General features: G+C 64.2%; 19 protein-coding genes and 4 pseudogenes. 9 read left to right on the top strand and 14 right to left on the bottom strand.

The features are described 5' to 3' along the window. Positions 1-7 precede the first annotated feature (7 nt). Together I6F36_RS14605 and I6F36_RS14600 are read right to left on the bottom strand one after the other, a co-directional pair. On the bottom strand, positions 8-883 hold the full coding sequence (locus I6F36_RS14605) for a phosphoribulokinase (protein ID WP_225171642.1): 876 nt from the start codon (positions 881-883) through the stop codon (positions 8-10). Between the two features lie 12 nt (positions 884-895). Further along, positions 896-1,933, bottom strand: coding sequence for a class 1 fructose-bisphosphatase (locus tag I6F36_RS14600; protein ID WP_036003852.1), 1,038 nt, complete (start codon positions 1,931-1,933; stop codon positions 896-898). Positions 1,934-2,052: 119 nt separating this feature from the next. On the opposite strand from I6F36_RS14600, the gene I6F36_RS14595 reads away from it, so the two are divergent. Next, positions 2,053-3,030 (top strand): LysR family transcriptional regulator, encoded by a 978-nt coding sequence (locus tag I6F36_RS14595; protein WP_225171641.1) that lies wholly within the window; start codon positions 2,053-2,055, stop codon positions 3,028-3,030. 237 nt (positions 3,031-3,267) lie between these two features. On the opposite strand, the gene I6F36_RS14590 is transcribed toward I6F36_RS14595, so the two are convergent. From I6F36_RS14590 to I6F36_RS14570, 5 genes are all read right to left on the bottom strand, one after another. After that, entirely contained in the window at positions 3,268-3,465 is a 198-nt protein-coding gene (locus tag I6F36_RS14590; protein WP_036003876.1) for a hypothetical protein, read from the bottom strand. 129 nt (positions 3,466-3,594) lie between these two features. Beyond that, positions 3,595-4,014 (bottom strand): hypothetical protein, encoded by a 420-nt coding sequence (locus I6F36_RS14585; protein WP_036003874.1) that lies wholly within the window; start codon positions 4,012-4,014, stop codon positions 3,595-3,597. 121 nt (positions 4,015-4,135) lie between these two features. Beyond that, positions 4,136-5,329, bottom strand: coding sequence for an MFS transporter (locus I6F36_RS14580; RefSeq protein ID WP_225171640.1), 1,194 nt, complete (start codon positions 5,327-5,329; stop codon positions 4,136-4,138). An 81-nt stretch (positions 5,330-5,410) separates the two neighbouring features. After that, positions 5,411-6,031 (bottom strand): TetR/AcrR family transcriptional regulator, encoded by a 621-nt coding sequence (locus tag I6F36_RS14575; protein ID WP_311735362.1) that lies wholly within the window; start codon positions 6,029-6,031, stop codon positions 5,411-5,413. 77 nt (positions 6,032-6,108) lie between these two features. After that, on the bottom strand, positions 6,109-7,068 hold the full coding sequence (locus I6F36_RS14570; protein ID WP_225139711.1) for an N-carbamoyl-D-amino-acid hydrolase: 960 nt from the start codon (positions 7,066-7,068) through the stop codon (positions 6,109-6,111). Between the two features lie 129 nt (positions 7,069-7,197). Between I6F36_RS14570 and I6F36_RS14565 the strand changes: the two genes are divergently transcribed. From I6F36_RS14565 to I6F36_RS14555, 3 genes are all read left to right on the top strand, one after another. Next, positions 7,198-7,551, top strand: coding sequence for a hypothetical protein (locus I6F36_RS14565; protein WP_225112605.1), 354 nt, complete (start codon positions 7,198-7,200; stop codon positions 7,549-7,551). A 212-nt stretch (positions 7,552-7,763) separates the two neighbouring features. Further along, positions 7,764-8,090 carry a hypothetical protein gene (locus tag I6F36_RS14560; protein WP_036003836.1) on the top strand — a complete coding sequence of 109 codons (327 nt, stop codon included), beginning with the start codon at positions 7,764-7,766 and terminating at the stop codon, positions 8,088-8,090. Positions 8,091-8,248: 158 nt separating this feature from the next. Then, positions 8,249-8,545 (top strand): hypothetical protein, encoded by a 297-nt coding sequence (locus I6F36_RS14555; protein WP_146207753.1) that lies wholly within the window; start codon positions 8,249-8,251, stop codon positions 8,543-8,545. Between the two features lie 309 nt (positions 8,546-8,854). Here the strand turns inward: I6F36_RS14555 and I6F36_RS14550 are convergent, their stop codons facing one another. Next, entirely contained in the window at positions 8,855-9,829 is a 975-nt protein-coding gene (locus I6F36_RS14550; protein ID WP_036003826.1) for a tripartite tricarboxylate transporter substrate binding protein, read from the bottom strand. Positions 9,830-10,887: 1,058 nt separating this feature from the next. After that, complete coding sequence (locus I6F36_RS14545) at positions 10,888-11,502, bottom strand: reverse transcriptase domain-containing protein (protein ID WP_225143543.1); 615 nt, start codon at positions 11,500-11,502, stop codon at positions 10,888-10,890. A 327-nt stretch (positions 11,503-11,829) separates the two neighbouring features. Here I6F36_RS14545 and I6F36_RS14540 point away from each other — a divergent pair, with 327 nt between their 5' ends. From I6F36_RS14540 to I6F36_RS14530, 3 genes are read left to right on the top strand one after another with little or no spacing between them, the layout of a single operon-like run. Next, positions 11,830-11,997, top strand: coding sequence for a hypothetical protein (locus tag I6F36_RS14540; protein WP_225127594.1), 168 nt, complete (start codon positions 11,830-11,832; stop codon positions 11,995-11,997). Beyond that, complete coding sequence (locus I6F36_RS14535; protein ID WP_225143541.1) at positions 11,990-12,340, top strand: recombinase family protein; 351 nt, start codon at positions 11,990-11,992, stop codon at positions 12,338-12,340. Before I6F36_RS14540 ends, I6F36_RS14535 begins: the two co-directional genes overlap by 8 nt. A 32-nt stretch (positions 12,341-12,372) precedes the next feature. Beyond that, positions 12,373-14,211, top strand: a complete 1,839-nt coding sequence (locus I6F36_RS14530) for a recombinase family protein (protein WP_225143539.1) — start codon at positions 12,373-12,375, stop codon at positions 14,209-14,211. On the opposite strand, the gene I6F36_RS14525 is transcribed toward I6F36_RS14530, so the two are convergent. Next, entirely contained in the window at positions 14,206-14,778 is a 573-nt protein-coding gene (locus I6F36_RS14525; RefSeq protein ID WP_225171639.1) for a reverse transcriptase domain-containing protein, read from the bottom strand. The genes I6F36_RS14530 and I6F36_RS14525 overlap by 6 nt on opposite strands. A gap of 476 nt (positions 14,779-15,254) precedes the next feature. After that, a pseudogene (locus I6F36_RS14520) lies at positions 15,255-15,470 on the bottom strand (transposase); the annotation flags it as partial. 264 nt (positions 15,471-15,734) lie between these two features. Between I6F36_RS14520 and I6F36_RS14515 the strand changes: the two are divergent. Continuing rightward, positions 15,735-16,953 (top strand): annotated as a pseudogene (locus I6F36_RS14515) (IS110 family transposase). Between the two features lie 334 nt (positions 16,954-17,287). Here I6F36_RS14515 and I6F36_RS14510 read toward each other — a convergent pair. From I6F36_RS14510 to I6F36_RS14500, 3 genes and pseudogenes are all read right to left on the bottom strand, one after another. Further along, a pseudogene (locus tag I6F36_RS14510) lies at positions 17,288-17,548 on the bottom strand (transposase); the annotation flags it as partial. A gap of 67 nt (positions 17,549-17,615) precedes the next feature. Then, entirely contained in the window at positions 17,616-18,986 is a 1,371-nt protein-coding gene (locus tag I6F36_RS14505; protein WP_225127598.1) for a transposase, read from the bottom strand. Between the two features lie 59 nt (positions 18,987-19,045). Next, a pseudogene (locus I6F36_RS14500) lies at positions 19,046-19,243 on the bottom strand (transposase); the annotation flags it as partial. 171 nt (positions 19,244-19,414) lie between these two features. On the opposite strand from I6F36_RS14500, the gene I6F36_RS14495 reads away from it, so the two are divergent. Then, on the top strand, positions 19,415-19,740 hold a 326-nt coding region (locus I6F36_RS14495; RefSeq protein ID WP_225171638.1), incomplete at its 3' end, for a transposase.

Genomic DNA, 19,740 nt, shown 5'->3' with positions numbered 1-19,740 from the left:
TCCCTGTTCACTTCAGGCTGCGCTTGCGCTCGATCAGCTGCATGATCAGCGGCGTCAGGATCAGCTGCATGGCCAGGTCCAGCTTCGCGCCGGGGCAGACGATCGAGTTGGCGCGCGACATCCAGCTCTGCGGCAGCATCGAGAGCAGATAGGGGAAGTCGATACCGCGCGGATTCTTGAAGCGGATCACCACCATCGATTCGTCCGGCGTCGGGATCCAGCGCGCGATGAATGGATTGGAGGTGTCCACGGTCGGGACGCGCTGGAAGTTGATGTCGGTCTCGGTGAATTGCGGGCAGATGTAGTGGATGTAGTCGGGCATCCGCCGCAGGATGGTGTCGGTGACCGCCTCGGTCGAATAGCCGCGTGCGCTGCGGTCGCGGTGCAGCTTCTGGATCCATTCGAGGTTGATGACGGGCACGACGCCGATCTTGAGGTCGGCATAGCGCGCGACGTTCACCTTATCGGTGACTACGGCGCCGTGCAGGCCCTCGTAGAACAGAAGGTCCGAATCCTCCGGCAGCTGCTTCCAGTCGGTGAAGGTGCCTGGTGCCGCACCATGCAGCGCCGATTCCGCGGCGTCGTGGACGTAGTGCCGCGTCACCGCGGTGCCGGTCTCGCCGTAATCGCGGAAGGCGCGTTCCAGCTCCTCGAACAAATTGGTCTCGGGGCTGAAATGGCTGAAGTGCTTGTTGCCGCGCTCGGCCTCCTTCGCCATCTGCGCACGCATCTCGGCACGGTCGTAGCGGTGGAAGGCGTCGCCCTCGATGTAGACGGCGTTGACCTTCTCGCGGAAAAAGATCTGCTCGAAGGTCTTCTTGACGGAGGTGGTGCCGGCGCCGGAGGAGCCGGTGATGGAGATGATCGGATGCTTCCTGGACATCGGACGCCTCGCTCAGAGCCGGAAGAATCCGCGCCGCGCGAACAGCGGCGCCGAGACGCTGGCAACCAGCAGCGGATCGCAATGCAGCTCCTCGACGCGCCGCACCTCGTTGCTCGAGCCCATGATCAGCGGCACGCGCTGATGCAGGCTCTGCGCCGATAGATCGAGGATGCGCTCGCGCCCGGTCGAGGCCGAGCCGCCGGCCTGCTCGATGATCATCGCCATCGGGTGTGCTTCGTAGGTCAGGCGAAGGCGGCCGTCGCCGTAGCCGGGCCGCGCATCGGAAGGGTAGAGAAACACGCCGCCACGGGTGAGGATGCGATAGGCCTCCGCGACCAGCGACCCGATCCAGCGCATGTTGAAATCGTGGTTGGCGTGCCCGTCGACGCCGGCGAGGCATTCGTCGATGAAGGCGCGCACCGGCGGATCCCAATGCCGGCGGTTCGAGGCGTTGATCGCGAACTCCTCGCAGGCTTCGGCGATCTGCACGCCGCTGCGCGCGAAGCGGAAGCAGCCCGCCTTGCGGTCGAGCGTGAAGATGTCGACGCCGTCGCCGAGCGTCAGCACCAGCGAGGTCTGCGGGCCGTAGGTGACGAAGCCCGCCGCGAGCTGCGCCGAGCCGCGCTGCTGAAAGGCGAGTGAGAGATCATCGGGGGCCGGCAGGATCGAGAAGATCGTGCCGACGGTCATGTTGATGTCGATGTTGGAGGAGCCGTCGAGCGGATCGATCGCGATGCAGATTCGCCCCTGACGATCGACGATCTGGGCCTCACGCATCTCCTCCGACGCCAGCGCCGCGATCGGCAGCCGGCCGAGGCAGCGGCGCAGGATCGCGTCCGCCTGGACGTCGAGGTCGCGTTGGAGATCGCCGTCGCTGTTGCGCCCGGTGGTCAGGCCCGAGGCGTCGGCGAGATCGCCGCTGGCGATGAGATCGGCAATCTCGATCGCCGCGGCCGCGATGGCATCGACCGCGGCTGCCACGGCCAACGCATGCGGCGCGGTCTCAGAATACCGTTGAAGGTGGTCGTCCAGCCTGAGTTGCCCGGTCATCTGCGTCCATCCCCTTGCCGGTGCCGCAACCATTCCCTCCTGGTGGAGGCAGGTCACGGTCAGTGCCGGCATTCAGGAGATTGACAGGAGCGGCTTAATAAGGAAAATTTCTAATCATAATGAGCCTCAAAGAATTTTCTTATAATGGCGCCGGCCATGCAGCGGCCCAGCTCCGGCATCTGACGATCCGGCAGCTGCGCTCGCTTGCGGCGCTCTCGGCCAAAGGCAGCGTGACGGCGGCGTCGAGCCATCTCGGGCTGACCCAGCCGGCCGTGACCCAGCAGCTGCGGCAGCTGCAGGACCTGGCCGGCCTGCCCCTGGTGCAGCGAACCGGCGACGGCATGCTGCTGACGGAAGCCGGCAGGGAGGTGCTGGCGCTGGCCGAACGGGTCGAAGCCGCGATCACCGATTGCCAGGGCGCGCTCGACCTGCTCGCGGGGCGGACCGGCGGCACCGTGCATCTCGGCGCGGTCTCGACCGCGAAATATTTCGTGCCGCACGCGATCGCGGCGTTCTCCAAGCGGCACCCCAAGATCGAGATCAAGCTGACCATCGGCAATCGCGAGGAGATCCGCGAGGCCATGCACGGCTACGACCTCGACTTCGCGGTAATGGGTCGGCCACCGGCCGACGTCACCGTCGACGTCCGCCAGCTCGGGCGCAACCCGCACATCATCGTCGCGCGCAAGGGCCATTGGCTGGAGAAGGATTCCGGCCTCAGCCTGACCGATCTCGTGCACGAGACCTTCCTCACCCGCGAGCCCGGCTCGGGCACGCGGACGCTGATGGAGGGCATGTTCCAGAAATCGGATCTCGAGCCGATCATCGGCATGGAGATGAGCAGCAACGAGACCATCAAGCAGGCGGTCATCGCCGGGCTCGGCATCGCCTTCATCTCGGCTCACACCGTGGCGCATGAGCTCGCCGAGGGCCGGCTCGTCGTGCTCGACGTCGCGGGCCTGCCGATCGTGCGGCAATGGTACGTGATCCGCCGCAGCGACAAGGTGCTGCTGCCGCCCGCGCAGGCGATGTTCGATTTCCTCGGCTCGGAAGGCTCGAATTATCTGCCTGATTTGCCCGAGCTAGGCGGACGATAGCCGGCCTTCGCTCAGCTCATCAGCTTCATGGCGAGCGTCGCCGCCAGCACCACGATGATCTGGAGCAGGCGCTCCGTCGTGAAGATGCGGTTGAAGGTGGTCATCGCGTGCCCCGGCCGACGTGAAGAAGAATCTCTCAGCCGTTGCTAGCATAGAAGGATGCGGAGACAACTCCGTAGTTGCCCGTGGCGGTCGCGCCTTCGGCGAGCCGGTTCAGGGCGCGCCGATGGCCGGCGATTAGGCCGCGAGCGGGGCGGTGTGGTCCGTGCGCGAGGCGAAATAGGCTTCCAGCTCCGACAGCGCCCGCGCCTCCCACTCGCTCGCCTGCTCCAGCAGCGACCAGCTCTGGCCCGGGCGGAACGCTGCGGTCTGGCGATAGAGCGATGCGATGCCGCGGTAGCGGCGCACGTTCTCCAGGATGGCGTGACCGTTCATGTCCGAAAACTCCCTCGTCATTCCCGCGGGAGAAACTGCGGCCAAATCTTTTTCGAAAAGTTAGCGGCGCGCGGCAAGTTCGCGGATGGTTGCCGGACTGTTGCTCGGGCGCAACGCGCGCGGCGCGATCTATTGCGGATTCGTTGCCGCGCTCTCGCCCGAAGGCTTCAGCCCGCCGCTTCTGACGATTGTCATCGTCGCGCGGCAGAGATCGGCAAGGCCGATCAGGAGGACGGCAAGAAGACAGAACAGGTTGATGGAATCGGCATGCGCGCTGGTCAGCGCATTGAGCTCGAAGAACGGCGGGATGAACGCCCACCACACCAGCGGCACGGTGAGCAGCGCGGCGAATGCCGCCGCCGGTGCACCCGCCATCAGCGCAAGCACGAACAGGCCGGGCAGGAACGCTGCGAAATAGAACTTTGCGCCGAGCAGGACGCAGATGCCCTGAACCACGGCCGAAACCGCGACGACGGCGAGCCCGAGCAGAAACGCCCCCCACGACCATGGCCGTACCCGCCGTGCGCCAAACAGCCCCGCACGTTTCATCAGCATCCCCCTGCCGCCCGTTAACCAGGTGCGTTGCGACGAAAGTACTACAACCGCAACCAATCCGCGAGATGCAAATTGCGTCATCCCGAGGTCGGTCGCACCGTTCGGGCGACGGCCGCTACTCGGTCAGCGCGTAGAGCAACCCCGCGACGGGCAAAGCAAGGCCAATGGCCGATGCGAGCGTCCAGCCTCCCTGTGCGAACGCCCATGCTCCGACCGCCGAGCCGACCGCGCCGGCGGCGAAGAACGTCGCCATGTAGAGACCATTGAGGCGACTGCGGTGCTCGTGCCCGAGCGCGAAGATGGCGCGGAAGCCCAGCACCACATTGCCCTGGACGCCGATATCGATCGCAATCGCGGCCACCACCAGACAGGCGAGGTTCAGCATCGAGCCGGACGCGCCGATGGAGGTCACCAGGAAGCCGGCGGCCGTGAGCAGCATCGCGACCAGCGTCGCGATCCGGCTATGGCCGCGGTCCGCGAGGCGCCCGGCGATCGGTGCTGCGAACACGCCGGCGACGCCGGCCAGCGCGAACAGCGCGATGCCGCGCTGGGAGAAGCCGAACTCGCCGGCGAGCTGGAGTGGCGCCACCGTCCAGAACAGGGTGAAGGCGCCGAACAGGCTCGCCTGGTACAGCGCGCGGCGCCGCAGCAGCGGCGTGGCCCGCACCAGGTCCGGCATCGACAGCAGCAATTGGCCGTAATGCATCCGCGTGACCGGCTTGCGCTTCGGCAGCGCCATCCAGAGCACGGCTGCGAGCACGATCATCAGCGCGGCGGAGGCGAAGAACACTGCGTGCCACGACAGCAAGGCGGTGACGAAGCTCGACACCGGACGCGCCAGCATGATGCCGAGCATCAGGCCGGTCGAGACGTTGCCGACGACGCGGCCGCGGATGGCTTCGGGCGCCAGATGCGCTGCATAGGGGATGATGATCTGCACCGCGACCGAGCCGAGGCCGATGAACAGTGCGGCGAGCAGGAACGGCAGCGCATGGGTTGCGAACGCCGCGGCGAGCAGCGCCGCGGCGCCGAGCATGATCACCGAGCAGATCAGCGCGCGGTTCTCGACGAGATCGCCGAGCGGCACGATCAGCAGCAGCCCGGTGCCGTAGCCGATCTGCGTCATCGTCACGATCAGCCCGCTAGCTGCATGCGACAGGCCGAGCGCGGCGCTGATTGGGGCGATCAGCGGCTGCGCATAATAGATGTTGGCGGCGACCATGCCACAGGCCGCGGCAAGCACGAAGGTCAGGCGCTGCGACACCGCATCCGGCCCCGGCGCGGTCTCGATCGTGGCATTCATCGTCATTCGCATGGTCTCCAGGTAAGGCGCAGGAATGGCCGTTAGGTAAGGTATAGGGAATGGTCATTCCCTATTCTGACAAAAAATTCAGGCGAGCAGCTTCATTGCGGCGCCGACGAGACGCTCTGCGTCGAGCGGCAGACGCGCCTTGCCGACGACGCGCATTCCCTGCGTGATGCAGAGCATCAGCCGCGCGGTGTCGTCGGCTACGACATGGCGGGGGATCGAGCCATCGGCCTGTCCGGCGCGGATGAGGCCGGCGATGAAGCTCTCGTTGCTCGCGAGCTGTGTGCTGACGCGGGCACCCACGACCGGATCGAGCGCGGACAGTTCGACCGCGCTGCCGACCACGAGGCAGCCGCGCCGCCCCTCGCTGCCCCGGGAATGCTCGACATAGGACAGCAGCACGTTGCGGATTTGCTCGCGGCCGTTTGCACCACGCGCCGCCGCGCTGCGGGTCTGCTGCTGGCGCAGGGCCGTGTAGCGCTCGAAGGCGGCGAGAAACACCGCATGCTTGTCGCGAAACGCCTTGTAGATGCTTCCCGTCGCGAGCCGCATCGCCGCAGTGAGGTCCCCGATCGAGGTGGCATGATAGCCGCGCTCACGAAACACGCGCACGGCGCGGTCGAGCGCGGTGTCCATGTCGAATTCCCGGGGACGGCCGGGCAGACGGGCGGCAGGTCGGGAGTGGCGGGCGGTCTTTTGCATTGCGGGATAATAGGGAATGAACGTTTCCGAATAAACACACGTGGTCGTGAAAGGAATCAATGACGAAGGAGAGAGCGTCACCCCCTCCGCGGCACCGGCGTCCCATCCGCCATGATCGTCACGCCCCTCCGCTCGACGATCATGCCGTAGGCGCGCGGCTGGCGGTGCACGTCGAAATTGAAGGTGGTGCGCTTGTAGGATTTGCAGAGATCGAGATCGCAGCGCGCCAGCGCGATCTCGTCGCTCTTTGTCGTGCAGGCCGCAATGATCTCGCCCGAGGGCGCGATGATGCAGCTGCCGCCGATGTGGTCGACGCCCTCCTCCACACCGGCCTTGGCGACGCCGACAACGAAAGTGCCGTTCTGATAGGCACCGGCCTGCATCACCAGATGATTGTGGAACAGCGAGAGATCGTCATGCTCCGGCGCGGGCGGATTGTGCACGGGCGTGTTGTAGCCGATCAGCACCATCTCGACGCCCTGCAGGCCCATCACGCGATAGGTCTCGCTCCAGCGGCGGTCGTTGCAGATCGCCATGCCGATCACGCCGCCGAAGGCATCGACCACGCCGAAGCCGCTGCCGGGCTCGAAATAGCGCTTCTCCAGATGCTGGAATTCGCGCCACGGTTCGTGCTCGGCATGGCCGGGCAGATGCACCTTGCGATATTTCAGGACGATCGCGCCACTCTTGTCGACGAGGATGGACGTGTTGTATCGCCTGACGATCCCGGCCTCGAGCGTCAGCTCGGCATAGCCGAGGCAGAAGCCGATGCCGAGCTGGCGGGCGAGATCGAACAGCGCCTGTGTCTCGGCACCCGGCATCTCGCGCTCGAAGAAGCTGTCGATCTCGGCCTGGTCCTCGAAGTACCAGCGCGGAAAGAACGTGGTCAGCGCCAGCTCGGGATAGACGATCAGGTCGCAGCCGCAGGCCCGCGCCTCGCGCATCAACGCCATCAGTCGCGCCACCACCGCGGACCTCGACTCGCTCCTCGCGATCGGTCCGAGCTGGCCGGCTGCAATGGTCACAGTTCTCGTCACGCGTCGTTCCTCATCTTTTTCGAGTGCGCCCGGCCAGAGCCTATCACCCGCGCGCACAGGCCGCCTCGGCGCCCCGTACTGAGGGCACAATCAAATTCCGGGCCTGCGGGTATCATCGTGCGGCGCTGGGTGAGCACCAAACAGGAACTTCGTTGCCGATCTGCAACGGTTCCCCGCCGTCTGAAGCCGGACAAAACAAACTCCCATTCCGGCCATGAACCGCTCTCACAAGGCCGTGAGACTATCAGGGGAACGACGATGCGCGCACAACGCGTTTGGAAAGTGAATGGGGCCGCCAGCATCGGGCAGCTTCAATCGAGACTGGACGACCTGAACAAGCGTCTCGGTCAGCTCGAAAACCAGCATCCGGACAGCTGGAAGCTCGAGGAGCTGAGATCGAGCGCGCTCAGCCTGTCGCGGGAGATCGACGACATCCGCTGCGCCGAAGCGACGGCGGCCTTGAGCGAGCTGCTGCGGAAATAGTCGGCCTGCCGATTCGCGCCGGCGCAGGGAACCAAGCGCGGCGGCGGCCATTTCCATGCAAAGCATGGAGCAAGACCATGAGCAGGCAGCTGACGCGCGCCGATCTCGCGCGCGACGTGGCCGGGCCCACGCTGGTTCTGTGCACGGCGGCGGCCTTCACCATCGCGCGCCATTTCTCATTGTGAAGAATTTGACGCTGTGAGGGATTTTGCATGACGTCCGATCCCGAGGAGCAGGTCAGGCTGCAAGGCTACGGCGAGATGACGCTGCGCACCGCGGTCGAGACCTTGATGCTGCTCGCACCGCGTGAGCGGTCCGAGGCCGCGATCTATCGCGTCCGCGACGGCGTGCGCCTCGCGCAAAGCGAGGTCGCCGAGCTCGCATCACACTGGGGTATCCAGCCCGCGCCCAACGTGCGATCGCCGAGACTGGTGCCGGAGCAGCACTGGCAAGACGTCGTCCGCGGCATGGTGCGCGACGCCCCGCTGCCGTCGCTGCTGGTGGCCTTTCTGGTCGGTGTGCTGGTCGCTCGCAGATGATGCGCGCTCGCGATGACGCGCTCATGTCAATGGAAATCGCGGCGTTCCGTGAAACCCGAGGAAACCTTTTTTGCTCGCGAAAACGCGACCGTTCCGCGCGGAACGTCTCGCGGCAGGAGGGATTGGTCCCCCGTTAAGCCTCGAACATGGAGACAACCATGACACGTACGAAACTCGTGAGCGTCGCCGCAACTCTGGCCGCGATTTTGCCGCTCGCAACTGTAAGCCCCAGCCTCGCTGCGGGACGCGGTCCCGGCCCGTGCACCCCACCGGCTGGAGAAGCAGTCGGCGCCGCCGGGCCCGCCATGAGCGGCGGCCAGTTGATGGCCGGCATCGGCCAATGCCAGCGCATCGGCGATTGGCACCCCACCAACACCTACGGTTACCCGGGCCCGGGTTACGGCTATGACGGGCCTCGCTGGGGCACATCAGCCTACGCACCCTACGAAGAATAGGGCCCTTCACATCAGAAGATCACAGCGGCGCGGTCGATCACGGCCGCGCCGTTTGCGTTGGCGGGGCGCACCAGCAGGGATTGCTCCGCAGCACCGAGGCGAGCTGCAGAAGTAGGTTGTCAGCTAATTTCCGCTAAAATTCGGAGTGCGAATCGAGAGCGAGGAATCGTGAAAGTCACGACTTGCGACGATATCCACACTAGGGCGGCTTCGTCCTCTGGTTTTGAGAGCCGGCCAATGCCGTTTCTGCTGGGCGTGCTGGTGGCGCGGCGGTAGTCTCCCAACAGCCGCCGGCTACGGAAGGATCGATCACTTCTGCCCGTCTGCTCGCATCTGCTCGGCGTAAGGACGTAAAGCTGCGGACATATCGTCGAGATGTTTCTGCCACTCGGCGCCAGGCAGGAAGGCGATCACCGGCTCGTCGCCGGGCGAGCTCGTCACGAACTCGGGATTGCGCAGCGCTTCGGCAATCCCGGTTTCCAGCTTCCTAACGACGTCGTCCGGAACGCTCTTCGGGACCGCGAAGCCGCGTTCCGCCGTCGTCATGACCGGAAAGCCCGCCTCCTCTGCCGTCGGAACGCCCGGCAGCGATGGAAAGCGCTTCTTCGACAGGATCGCGATGACACGAAGTGGCCCCTTGTTGGTGCCATGCAATTCGGGGATCTCGCTGAGGGTGACCATGCCGACGTCCAGATGCCCGCCCAGGAGATCGGTCCGCTGTGCGGCCGTTCCTCTGTAGGAGATCTCGTTGGGCTCGACTTTCGCGGCTGCCGCAAGCATGCGAATGGCCAGATGACCGTTCGTGCCGGCACCATTGTGACCGAAGGTCACCGAGCCCGGCTTGCTGCGCAGTGCGGCAACGACATCCGGCAGATTGCTGAATCTGCTATCGGCAGGCACCACCATGACATTCGGATCTTCGACGACGCGAGCGACCAGCCGGATTTCATCCGTGGTGTATTGGGTTTTGCGGGTCATCGGCAGGAAGTTGTAGCCTGGCACGTTGACGACACCGATCGAATAGCCCTCGGGCGCCGCGCGCGCGATCGACGCAAACGCGATCTCTCCGCCGGCGCCGGGCTTGTTCAGGACGACGAACTTCGCCTTGCCGCCCAGCACACGCTCGACAAAGGGAAGGAGCTTGCGCGCCATGACATCGGTGCCGCCGCCGGGCGCAAAGCCGACGACGACTTCGATCGGCTTGTCGTCGGGCCACGCGGCCCATGCCGACCCGCAGGCCGCGAAGCCAAAAGCCGTAGCGAGCGCGATGATTTTATTGTTCATGATTTCCAGCCCTGTTTTTGTTATTGGCCGATCGCGCCTCAGGCGCGCGATCAGCTTGGGACTCATCTAGCCGTCGGGATGACTGGAGGGCAACCGGCGAGGCACCACGGCCCGGCGCTGATGGTGGCGTTTTTGGTGGGTGTGCTGATGGCGCGGCGGTAGGCCCCTGACCTAGCTCCGCAAGTCGGAACCGCCGGCGCTCGCTTCTGGCAAGCCATGCTACCGCGACAGGCCACCCTGCCCCGCCAAATCGGCCGTGGACCCAATCCCGAAATCGTTGCAAAAAGGCGTCCTGACGCGCCGGCAGCCGGTCTGCCAAGACTTTGGAAAACGTCGACTTTTGGAAGAATGGTCGGAGTGGCAGGATTCGAACCTGCGACCCCTGCGTCCCGAACGCAGTGAATATCTTCTAAGTTATTGATTTTTATCGAGGTGGCAGCGGTTACCGTCCCGTTTTGTTCACGGTCGTTTCACCCAATTCGTTGCGATTTCGTTGCGGCGTTCTCTGGGGGAACGGGGCACAAGTGTGCGCGCTGGTTTGAACTTGGATCTGCTGATTTAGCCGCGTTTGTCAGAATCACCGCCCATCGATGCCACCGGAGGCGCCCGTGATCACGAAAATGCGAAATCCGGGACTGCTAAAGGGGAGAAGCCAACGAAAAGATCACTGAAGACGGTCCGTTCCGTGCGACTCAAACCGTCACATGTGTAGATCACGCGCTCTGGGGCCGGGTCGCGGGATCGTGGTCGAGTAGCTCGGCCATTTGGCTTTGCCCTCACAGATCCGGGCAGGCGGCTTTCCCGCACCCGGCTCTTCCCGAGGGTAACCCGCGTCATATCCGCGCCTGCGCCCATGTGCGAGTGATGCGTGGAGTTGGCAGGCGGAAGCGTGCCGTCAGGGTCTCGAACTCCGGCCAGCCCATGCGCCGACTTTTCTGGCTACGCCGTCTCAGACAACGCAGCCAGGTCCGACGCACTTCGCGGTAGAAGCCGTTGAGCGCTGGATAATTGTGCGGCCTGCCATAATAGCCATAGTGCCCGCGCAGAACGGCGGCGAACTACTCGTGCTGCGTGGCCAGTGGCGCGTGCATGAGCCGCCAGGTCTCCTGGCGCAACGCCGTCAGCTTGCGCGTCAGGCGTTTCCCTTCCGTCTTGTGCCTCACGATGAACCGGCCATCTCGGGTCCGCCCGCAGTAGTGGGTGAAGCCGAGGAAGGCGAAGGTCTCTGGCCGCCGCTCGCCCCGCCGCTGACGCGAGAGGGCCGCGAACCGGCCAAACTCGATCAGCCGCGTCTTGTCCTCATGGAGCGTCAGGCCGAAGCTGGCCAGCCGCGCCTTGAGGGCCAACAGCATTTCCCGCGCATCTGCCTTGTTCTCGAAGCCCATGACGAAGTCGTCCGCGTAGCGCACGATCACGATACGACCGCGTGCGCGGCGACGACGCCATTTCTGGGTCCAGAGATCGAGGATGTAGTGCAGGAAGATGTTGGCAAGGAGCGGGCTGATGCCCGCCCCTTGTGGCGTGCCCCTGTCCGTCTCTTGCTTCTCGCCGCTCTCAAGAACGCCGGCTCGCAGCCACAGCCCGATGAGCTGCAAGATGCGAGGATCGGCGATCCTGTGCGCCAGCATCCGCAACAGCCACTCGTGGTCGACCGAGTCGAAGGAAGCGGCCACAGACTGCCCATCGCCAAGATATTCCGGCTTCGGTAACGATCACGCGCACGCGTCACGCTTTCGAAGGTCGGACGCTGGCCGTCATCAGTACCATCAGGCGGCGCGGCATCCACTTTCTCCTCACGGTTCTGCCGGATGGCAGTCGGTCGTTGATTCCGGCGAGCTGGACCGATTGGAAGGTGGAGCCGCTTGGAGGCACGCCGCCAATCGATGCCGATGACGCTGTCCACGATCTCGGCAGGCTCGGTGATTTGCTCCACTTGCGCAAGCTGGTCGACGCTCTTTGCATCCGGGGTGCCGAGTCGGCGCCGTGCAAGGAGAGCCGCCATGCAATTGAACCTGGACTTGTTCGATCAGCCCGAGGTTCCACCAAGCGCGCCAGTCGCGTGGGACCAAATCGACGAAGCCGCCCGCATCGCGGCAATCGAGCTTCTGGCGCGCCTCATGTCACGCCTGCTTCAGAGCGGCCCGGCGACGGAGGCAAGCGATGAATGAGCACGTCAAGATTACGTCAATTCATCTCTCTCGACAGGCCGTCGTCTATCTGCGCCAATCCAGCGCCGCACAGGTCGAGCACAACCGCGAATCGACCGAGCGGCAATATGCACTTGTCGGCAAAGCGCGCGACCTCGGCTGGCCCGATGACCGCATCATCGTTATCGACGAGGATCTTGGCCTCTCCGGTTCGGGCACGGTGGCGCGTTCGGGCTTTGCCCGCCTCACCGCCGAAGTGGCGCTCGCGCGCGTCGGACTGGTGCTCGGTCTCGAAGTCTCGCGGCTCGCGCGTAATAACGCCGAATGGTACCGCCTGATTGATCTGGCCGGATTGACACGCTGATCGGCGATGCCGACGGCATTTATCATCCGGCCATGTTCAATGACCGTCTCTTGCTGGGGCTCAAAGGCACGATGAGCGAAGCCGAACTGCACGTGCTGCGGGCTCGCCTCAACGGTGGAATCCGCAACAAGGCGGCGCGCGGCGAACTGCGCCGCGGTCTGCCGGTCGGCTTCGTCTGGGGCGAGACTGATGGCGAGGTCCGCTTCCATCCCGATGAGGCTGTCGTTACCGCCATTCGCCATGTTTTTGCGCGCTTTGCCGAGATGGGATCGGCACGTCGCGTTTGGCTCTGGTTTCGGTCCGAGGGGCTCACGTTCCCGCTGCAGCTGCACGCCCGCGCCGAGATCCGCTGGGTCGAGGCCAGTTACACCGCCATCCACCAGGTCTTGACCAATCCCGTCTATGCCGGCGCCTATGTCTATGGCAAAACGCGCCATGAGACGATTCTCGATGGCACTGGCGCGCGCAAGCAGCGGATTCGATTCTTGCCGCGTTCCCAATGGCAGGTTCTCATCCCCGAGCATCATCCAGGCTTCATCGATTGGCAGACCTATGAAGCAAATCAGCAACGTCTCGCCGCGAACACGCGACCTCAGCCGCACAAGGGCGGCGGTGCCGTGAGAGAGGGTGGCGCCCTCCTGCAAGGTCTTGCCAGTTGCGGCCATTGCAGCCGCCGCCTGCACACCCACTATCGCGGACGCAATGCTTCGCCAGGCTATCACTGTGCTGGCAAAGTGCTGGTCGAGAACCGAGGCGTCTACTGCCTCAATATCGGCGGCGTTCAAATCGACCACGCCATCACCCAAGCGTTCATCGCCGCCTTAGAACCCGCAAAGCTGACCGCGACACTCACCGCCGCGGAACGGCTTGAGGCGGATCGCGAGGCGGGGCTCAAGCAATGGCGACTTGCCGCGGAACGCGCCAGCTACGAAGCCCGGCGTGCAGAACGGCGCTATCGCGCCGTCGATCCCGATAACCGTCTCGTCGCGCGCGGTCTCGAGCGAGAGTGGGAAGCGTGCCTGAAGGCGCTGGAGGCCGCCAAGGCCGATCTTGCGCGTCGTGAGGCTGCTCGCCCCCATACGATCAGCCAACAGGAGCGTGACCGCCTGCTCGCGCTCGGACCTGATCTCGTCTCCGTCTGGAACGCAAGCACGACGACGCCGCGCGACCGGAAAGAGTTGCTGCGGACGCTCCTCGACGAGGTCATCGTCAAAGTCGATCGCGAGGCCTTTGCCGCCCATTTGACGCTGCGCTGGAAGGGCGGCGCGCTGACCGAGATTGATCTCGGCCTGCCCCGATCGCGGCCAGCGACGATCCGCACCGACGAGGATACAGTTGCGCTCCTGCGACGACTGGCAGTGCATTATCCCGATGCCGTGATCGCCGGCATCCTCAACCGGCAGAGCCGCACAACGGCCTACGGCCACCGCTTCGACCGCAACCGCGTCGGTAATTTACGCCGGCACTGGAAGATCCCAGGCTTCCAAGATAAACCGCAAGCCGCCGGCGATCTTTTGACCATCAAGCAAGCCGCCGCCGCGCTTGGTGTCGCTCCCTCGACGATCCATCGTTTGCTCAACGACGGCATTATCGCCGGCGAGCAGCTCACGCCAGGCGCTCCCTGGCGCATTCGCCTGACCGATGAACTCAAGGCCCGCTTCAACGGTGAAACGTCCGACGACTTTCTGCCGATGCGCGAGGCTATGCGGGCGCTCGGGGTCTCGCGCCAAACCGTCTTGCAGCGAGTCAAGCGCGGCGAACTCGAAGCCGTGCACGTTGTGCGCGGGAAGCAAAAAGGACTCCCCATCAAGGTCTTAGCCCCGCAAGCCGGCCCTTTTCGACCAAACCGCATGAACCAGGGGGTATTATGAAGCCACGTCCAAGAAGCTGCGTATGTCGGCATCGAGCACCCAGTTCACGTGCTGGCTCATGATCGCCGTATGCAGAGCATCAAGCACCATGTGAGGATTCCGCCCCGGCCGGAAGCCATAGGAGAACCCGAGGAAGTCGGCCTCGTAGACGGCGCTCAGCACCTCGGCCACCGCGCTTTGGACAATCTTGTCCTCTAGCGCCGGCACGCCGAGAGGCCGCTTACCGCCATCGGCTTTGGGGATGTAGACGCGCCGCACCGGCTGTGGCCGGTAACGACCGGAGTGGACCCGTCCGCAGAGGTCGCGGAGGTTATCCGTCAGCCTCTCTTCGTACTTCGCCACCGTCACCTCATCGACCCCCGCGCTGGCCTGCCGCTTTTGTCGTCGAAACGCCCGAAGAAGAGCGTCTTCCTCGACATGGTGCAGCAGGGCCGTGAACCGGGTTTGGGCAGCTTGCTTGGCTGCCGCGTTCACCCGCTTGAGGTTCGGCGGCAAGGTAACCCGGCTCTGTGTCCGGACCCTGGCCTCCTCGCGCAGGCTCCCCTCGGGCTGGTCCCTTCCCTCCATGCGTCTCGTTACCTTCGACGACTTCACAGGTAGTATGGACCAGTCCGACTCCCGACCTCAGCTCGGACAACGGCTCTGGCAGTGCCTTGCCCTGGAGACCAATCCAGCGGCCCCGGTCGGGCCTCTCATGTTCCAATGATTGCCTTCCGTGCGTGATGCGGCCATCGACCCCGACGGAGCGGCATCGTCTCGCGTATCGACGATGCTCATGCAGCCTTCGTGCTTAGGGAACACACTCGGCCTCCGCGAACATCCACCTTTCGAGGCTCATTCCCGCACCCCGCACGACTCCTGTCTACACTTCGGACCCCAGCGTTGCCGCGACGCCCGCAAGACTCGGTCCCGGCTTGCCTGCTACGGCTTTGGCCGGATGGGACTTGCACCCACAAGCAATCATCAGCTTGGCATGACGTACTCCCATGGCGTGGTGTAGCTGACGGCAGGTCACCGCCGAATTTCCGGCGGGTCGGAAGGCATCAGCCTGCCACGGCGGGCAAGCCGACGATGGGATCATCGCTCAACGGCGCGATGGTTTCCAGCGTCATGTAGCGGGCCCGCTGAACCGCCCACTCGTCGTTCTGCTCGAGAAGGATCGCGCCGACCAGGCGAACGATGGCGTCTTCATTTGGGAAGATGCCGACGACCTCGGTCCGCCGCTTGATCTCGCCGTTGAGGCGCTCGATCGGATTGGTAACCGGTATGAGATGTCTCGGTGCCAACGTTCCCGCTGCGGTGTTCTACATCGTGGCGTATGGTGCGACCATCGGGACAGAGGCACCGGGAGCACGAAGTGCGGGCAGGCCGATGTTATTCGATGAGCCGAGAGCTCGAGTTAGTAGCTGGCCGCCTCTGCGACTCGCCCGGTTGCGCTGGGAGCGCGAATCCGTAGTTGTCGTGTCGCCCGCAGCTCCCGTCATTATGTCTGGCAGGAGGTGCGAATGCGACGGGTGATTGGCATCGACGTCCACCGAACTTTCGGCGAGGTGGTGTTTTGGGAGGACGGCAGGCTCCGACATGCGGGCCGCATCGATATGACGCGGACTGCGCTGGAGGGATTTGGCAAGACCCTGCTGGCCAGTGATGAGGTGGTGCTCGAAGCGACTGCCAACAGCATGGCGGTGTCGCGGGTTCTGGCGCCGTTCGTGGCACGGGTGATTATCGCCAATCCGCTGCAGGTGAAGGCGATCGCCCAGGCTCACGTTAAGACCGACAAGATCGATGCCGGCACGCTCGCCAGTCTGCAGGCGGCCGGGTACCTGCCGCAGATCTGGACGCCTGACGCGGAGACCGAACGCAAGCGTCGGCTGGTGGCGCGGCGCTACCAGGTCGTGCGGCATCGCACGCGGCTCAAGAACGAGGTGCATTCGATCCTGCACGCGCACCTAATCCCGAAGTGCCCGCATGCCGATCTTTTCAACGCCCGCGGCCGGGCGTGGCTGGCCGCCCAACAGCTGCCGCACGATGAGCGCGCGGCCATCGATCGGCATGTCCGTGAGCTTGACCGGTTGGCGGAAGACCTGGCTCTGCTCGACCGTGAGATCGCTCAGGACGCCATCGACGACCTCGCGGTCAACAGATTGATGACGATCACCGGCGTCAATCTGGCGGTCGCCGCCGGCATCGTGGCGGCGATCGGCGACATCAGCCGGTTCGACAGCCCGCCGAAGCTGGTGAGCTATTTCGGGCTGAACCCGCGGGTGCGGCAGTCGGGACTGGGAGCCGCCCATCACGGTCGCATCAGCAAGATCGGCCGCAGTCACGCGCGCGCCATGCTGGTCGAGGCCTCCTCGGCCGCGGCCAAGGCGCCCGGTCCACTGCATGCTTTTTTCGTGCGGATTCGCGCCCGGCGTGGCCATCAGGTCGCCGCGGTGGCCGTGGCTCGCAAGCTCACGGTGCTCTGCTGGCATTTGTTGACGAAGGGCGAAGATTAGCTGTGGGCGCGTCCGGCGCTGGTCGCCAACAAGACCCGCGCAATGCAACTTCAAGCTGGACATCCGCAACAGAAGGGCAGCCGGCTGCGGACCAGCCTATGCCTACAACATCAAGGCGCTGCGCGACCGTGAGATGTTGATTGCCGCCCAGGCGGAGCGAAACTACGAACAATTGGTGTCGCAATGGAAACCGCGGCGGCCAAAACCTGGCGCGCGGGCGCCTCAGCTCGGCAGGACAAAATAGGCAGTCCGGTGACGCTTTCAGCCGACGCGTCACGCTTCGCCACGAGGTCGCCCGCGCCGGACAACCATAACCGCCGCTGACGGCAGTGCCAGCCAGGAATGCAGTCCCGTTCCACGCCAGCATGCCGCCGTGCTCGGGCCGGTCAAGGCCAAGCCGTGCGGTGGCCGCAAACGCGGCCAGCCTTGACCGACCCTGCGCGCGGCGGCTGCGAGATCGGTGGCCGGGACGGAAGAATGGCCCGCGCCGCGGCCGAACAAAAGAATGGACGCGATTTCCGCATAGTCATCGGGGCGATCATTTAAAAATCGCTTGTCCATCTCATCCGTAAAAATCGCTTGTCCATCTCATCCGTCGAATGCAGCTTGGCACGGTGCTGAGGCGGGAAGCTCATATAGGCGAGCACGTCTGGCTCGGCCTCATCCATGAAGGCGGCGAGCTTTGGCAGTTTGGGACGGAGCTGGTCGGCGACCTTGCGCCACTGAGCCCTGGCCGCTTCGGCATCGTCCTGGGCAAAGGCGGTGGCGATGAAGGCGGAGACGACGCGTCTTCCGCTCTTGCCGGCATGGGCCAGGACGTTGCCCATGAAGTGGACGCGGGGGTCGTTGAACAAGTGGTTCACCGAATCCGCTCGATGCAGCGACCGGCCCATTCATGCCTTCACATCAACCCGGCACTCCGCGCGATGCCGACGGAGACGCGTCGAGGGAGGCGATCAAGCACAAAAGAAGCGCAACAAGAGCGGCTGCCAGCCGCTTGAGGTTGATGGCGGCGGCCGTCAGATAGGCCTGGATCTTCATGTTCGGTAGACCACGCCGTATGGCGCGCGCCAGCCCATGCCAGGTCTTGGCTTCGCCATGGAAGCCCTCTGAACGCCAGCGATGACGCTGATAGAGCCGTCGATCCTGCCAGCTCCATCGTTCGCGACGGCGCCGGGCGCGGAGCAGTGCCGGATAATCGTTCCCTACAACAACTGCCTTATTAACTCGCCCCTTCGATAGGCAATCACCCTTGAGCGGACACCGGGCACAATCCTTTGCCTTTGAGTAAAAGAAACGGCCGTGCTTGATGGGTCGCGCGGGCCGCAAGACACGTCCTCGCGGGCACTTCAGGATGTCGTGCTTGGCGTCGTACCGGAAGCGCCTGAGCGGTACGCGACTCTTGATCGGTTCAGCTTTAGCTGGGATCAGGGCATCGATGCCGCGCCGTTCGAGAGCACCGTATACTTTAGCGTAGGCATAGCCGGCATCGGCGGTGACCGTTTTGATGTCAATGCCTGTAATCGCTTCAACCTCGTCGACTTGCGGCTCGATCATCTCGCCTTCGTTCGTTTGTCCAGTTGTGACCGCGACGTCCAAAATGACTCCGACCTTGTCATCGACGGCCGTGTGCTGCTTGTAAGAGGGCTCCAGCCGCCGGTTGCGGGCATTCGTGGCCATCGTCGCATCGGGGTCGGTCGTGCAGACCTTCTTGTACTTGCCACTCTGTCGGCCCGTTTTCTCAGCCTCGCTTTCATCCTCGTTTTGATTTTCGCTCAGGACATCCACCACATGCTGCTCGGTGAGGCTGTCCCAACTCACATTGGCGCGGATCAGCGACGCATCGATGTGGACCACCTCCGCAGTGGCGATCTTGGCCTTCAGGCAGGCCTCGACCGTGCGCTTGAAGATCCTACGGAACCGCTCTTCGCCCCAGCGCTGGCGAATGCGCGTCAGGCTTGAATGGTGCGGTAGTTGCTCATGCAGGCCATAACCGACAAACCAGCGGATCGCGATGTTGACCTGAGCTTCACGCATCAGCTTGCGATCGTGCACGATGCCGCTGAGCAGACCGGCGAGCATCAGCCGTACCGCCGCTTCGGGATCGATGCCGGGCCGGCCGTCATTCGCGCAGTAACAGTCGGTGACCTCTTGCCTTAGCCAAGTCAGGTCGAGCACACGATCGACCCGCGCCAGCACGTGCTCGTCTGGGACGAGTTGTTTGAGCGAGCCGGTGATGAAGAGCTCAAGCTGATCCCGCTCCTTGCGCCCCAGCATCTCGTTTGCTCCGCCGATCGCGAATCGCCGACAAGAATGGAATCAGTCAATTCGGACTTTTTCAACGATCCCACGCGGCAGCGCTGCCAGGCGGTGTTGAGCCCCTTGCTGACGGCGGCCTTGATGCCCTCATGCGCATCGGAGATCACGAGCTTGACGCCACGAAGCCCGCGCCGAGCGAGCTTGAGCAAGAACGCGGTCCAGAACGTCTCGGCCTCCGAGGGACCGATGTCCATGCCGAGAACTTCACGCCGGCCGTAGTCGTCCGTGAAGAGTGGCTAAGCGATTGAGCTAGAATCGCATTTGTCGTTGTGGACTGTTTTGCGTTTGCAGGGGTTTGATGCTTCGGGCGTCGGAACCTTGCAATTTCATTTTCAGGATTCGGTCGAATCGCCAACCATGATTCCGTCATCGCATCGGAGGTGGCGATGCGACCGAAGAAGCACAGGACGACGGGATCGGGCGATCTGTTCCGGGCCAGGCTGGACCAAATCATCAATATGAAGCACGAGCTGGTTCAGCTCGCCGGCAAGGTCGATTGGGACTGGATCGACGGCGAGATCGCGCCGCTCTACAGCGAGAATGGTCGGCCCGGGATCGCGAGCCGCTTCATGATCGGGCTGTTGCTGCTCAAGCACATTTACGGGCTGTCCGATGAGGGGGTGTGCGAGCGCTGGGTCCACGACCCATATTTCCAGTACTTTACCGGCGAAGAGTTCTTCCAGCACGCATTCCCGCAGGAGCGCTCGGACCT

The sequence above is a fragment of the Bradyrhizobium sp. BRP19 genome, assembly GCF_020194195.1.
GTDB lineage: Bacteria > Pseudomonadota > Alphaproteobacteria > Rhizobiales > Xanthobacteraceae > Bradyrhizobium > Bradyrhizobium yuanmingense.
This window is presented reverse-complemented; position numbering and strand designations above follow the sequence as displayed.

Coding starts and splice junctions, on each gene's coding strand:
- I6F36_RS14605 (WP_225171642.1), bottom strand. CDS start 883: ATGTCCAGGAAGCATCCGATCATCTCCATCACCGGCTCCTCCGGCGCC.
- I6F36_RS14600 (WP_036003852.1), bottom strand. CDS start 1,933: ATGACCGGGCAACTCAGGCTGGACGACCACCTTCAACGGTATTCTGAG.
- I6F36_RS14595 (WP_225171641.1), top strand. CDS start 2,053: ATGAGCCTCAAAGAATTTTCTTATAATGGCGCCGGCCATGCAGCGGCC.
- I6F36_RS14590 (WP_036003876.1), bottom strand. CDS start 3,465: ATGAACGGTCACGCCATCCTGGAGAACGTGCGCCGCTACCGCGGCATC.
- I6F36_RS14585 (WP_036003874.1), bottom strand. CDS start 4,014: ATGAAACGTGCGGGGCTGTTTGGCGCACGGCGGGTACGGCCATGGTCG.
- I6F36_RS14580 (WP_225171640.1), bottom strand. CDS start 5,329: ATGACGATGAATGCCACGATCGAGACCGCGCCGGGGCCGGATGCGGTG.
- I6F36_RS14575 (WP_311735362.1), bottom strand. CDS start 6,031: ATGCAAAAGACCGCCCGCCACTCCCGACCTGCCGCCCGTCTGCCCGGC.
- I6F36_RS14560 (WP_036003836.1), top strand. CDS start 7,764: ATGACGTCCGATCCCGAGGAGCAGGTCAGGCTGCAAGGCTACGGCGAG.
- I6F36_RS14555 (WP_146207753.1), top strand. CDS start 8,249: ATGACACGTACGAAACTCGTGAGCGTCGCCGCAACTCTGGCCGCGATT.
- I6F36_RS14550 (WP_036003826.1), bottom strand. CDS start 9,829: ATGAACAATAAAATCATCGCGCTCGCTACGGCTTTTGGCTTCGCGGCC.
- I6F36_RS14540 (WP_225127594.1), top strand. CDS start 11,830: ATGCAATTGAACCTGGACTTGTTCGATCAGCCCGAGGTTCCACCAAGC.
- I6F36_RS14535 (WP_225143541.1), top strand. CDS start 11,990: ATGAATGAGCACGTCAAGATTACGTCAATTCATCTCTCTCGACAGGCC.
- I6F36_RS14530 (WP_225143539.1), top strand. CDS start 12,373: ATGTTCAATGACCGTCTCTTGCTGGGGCTCAAAGGCACGATGAGCGAA.
- I6F36_RS14525 (WP_225171639.1), bottom strand. CDS start 14,778: ATGGAGGGAAGGGACCAGCCCGAGGGGAGCCTGCGCGAGGAGGCCAGG.
- I6F36_RS14505 (WP_225127598.1), bottom strand. CDS start 18,986: ATGCTGGGGCGCAAGGAGCGGGATCAGCTTGAGCTCTTCATCACCGGC.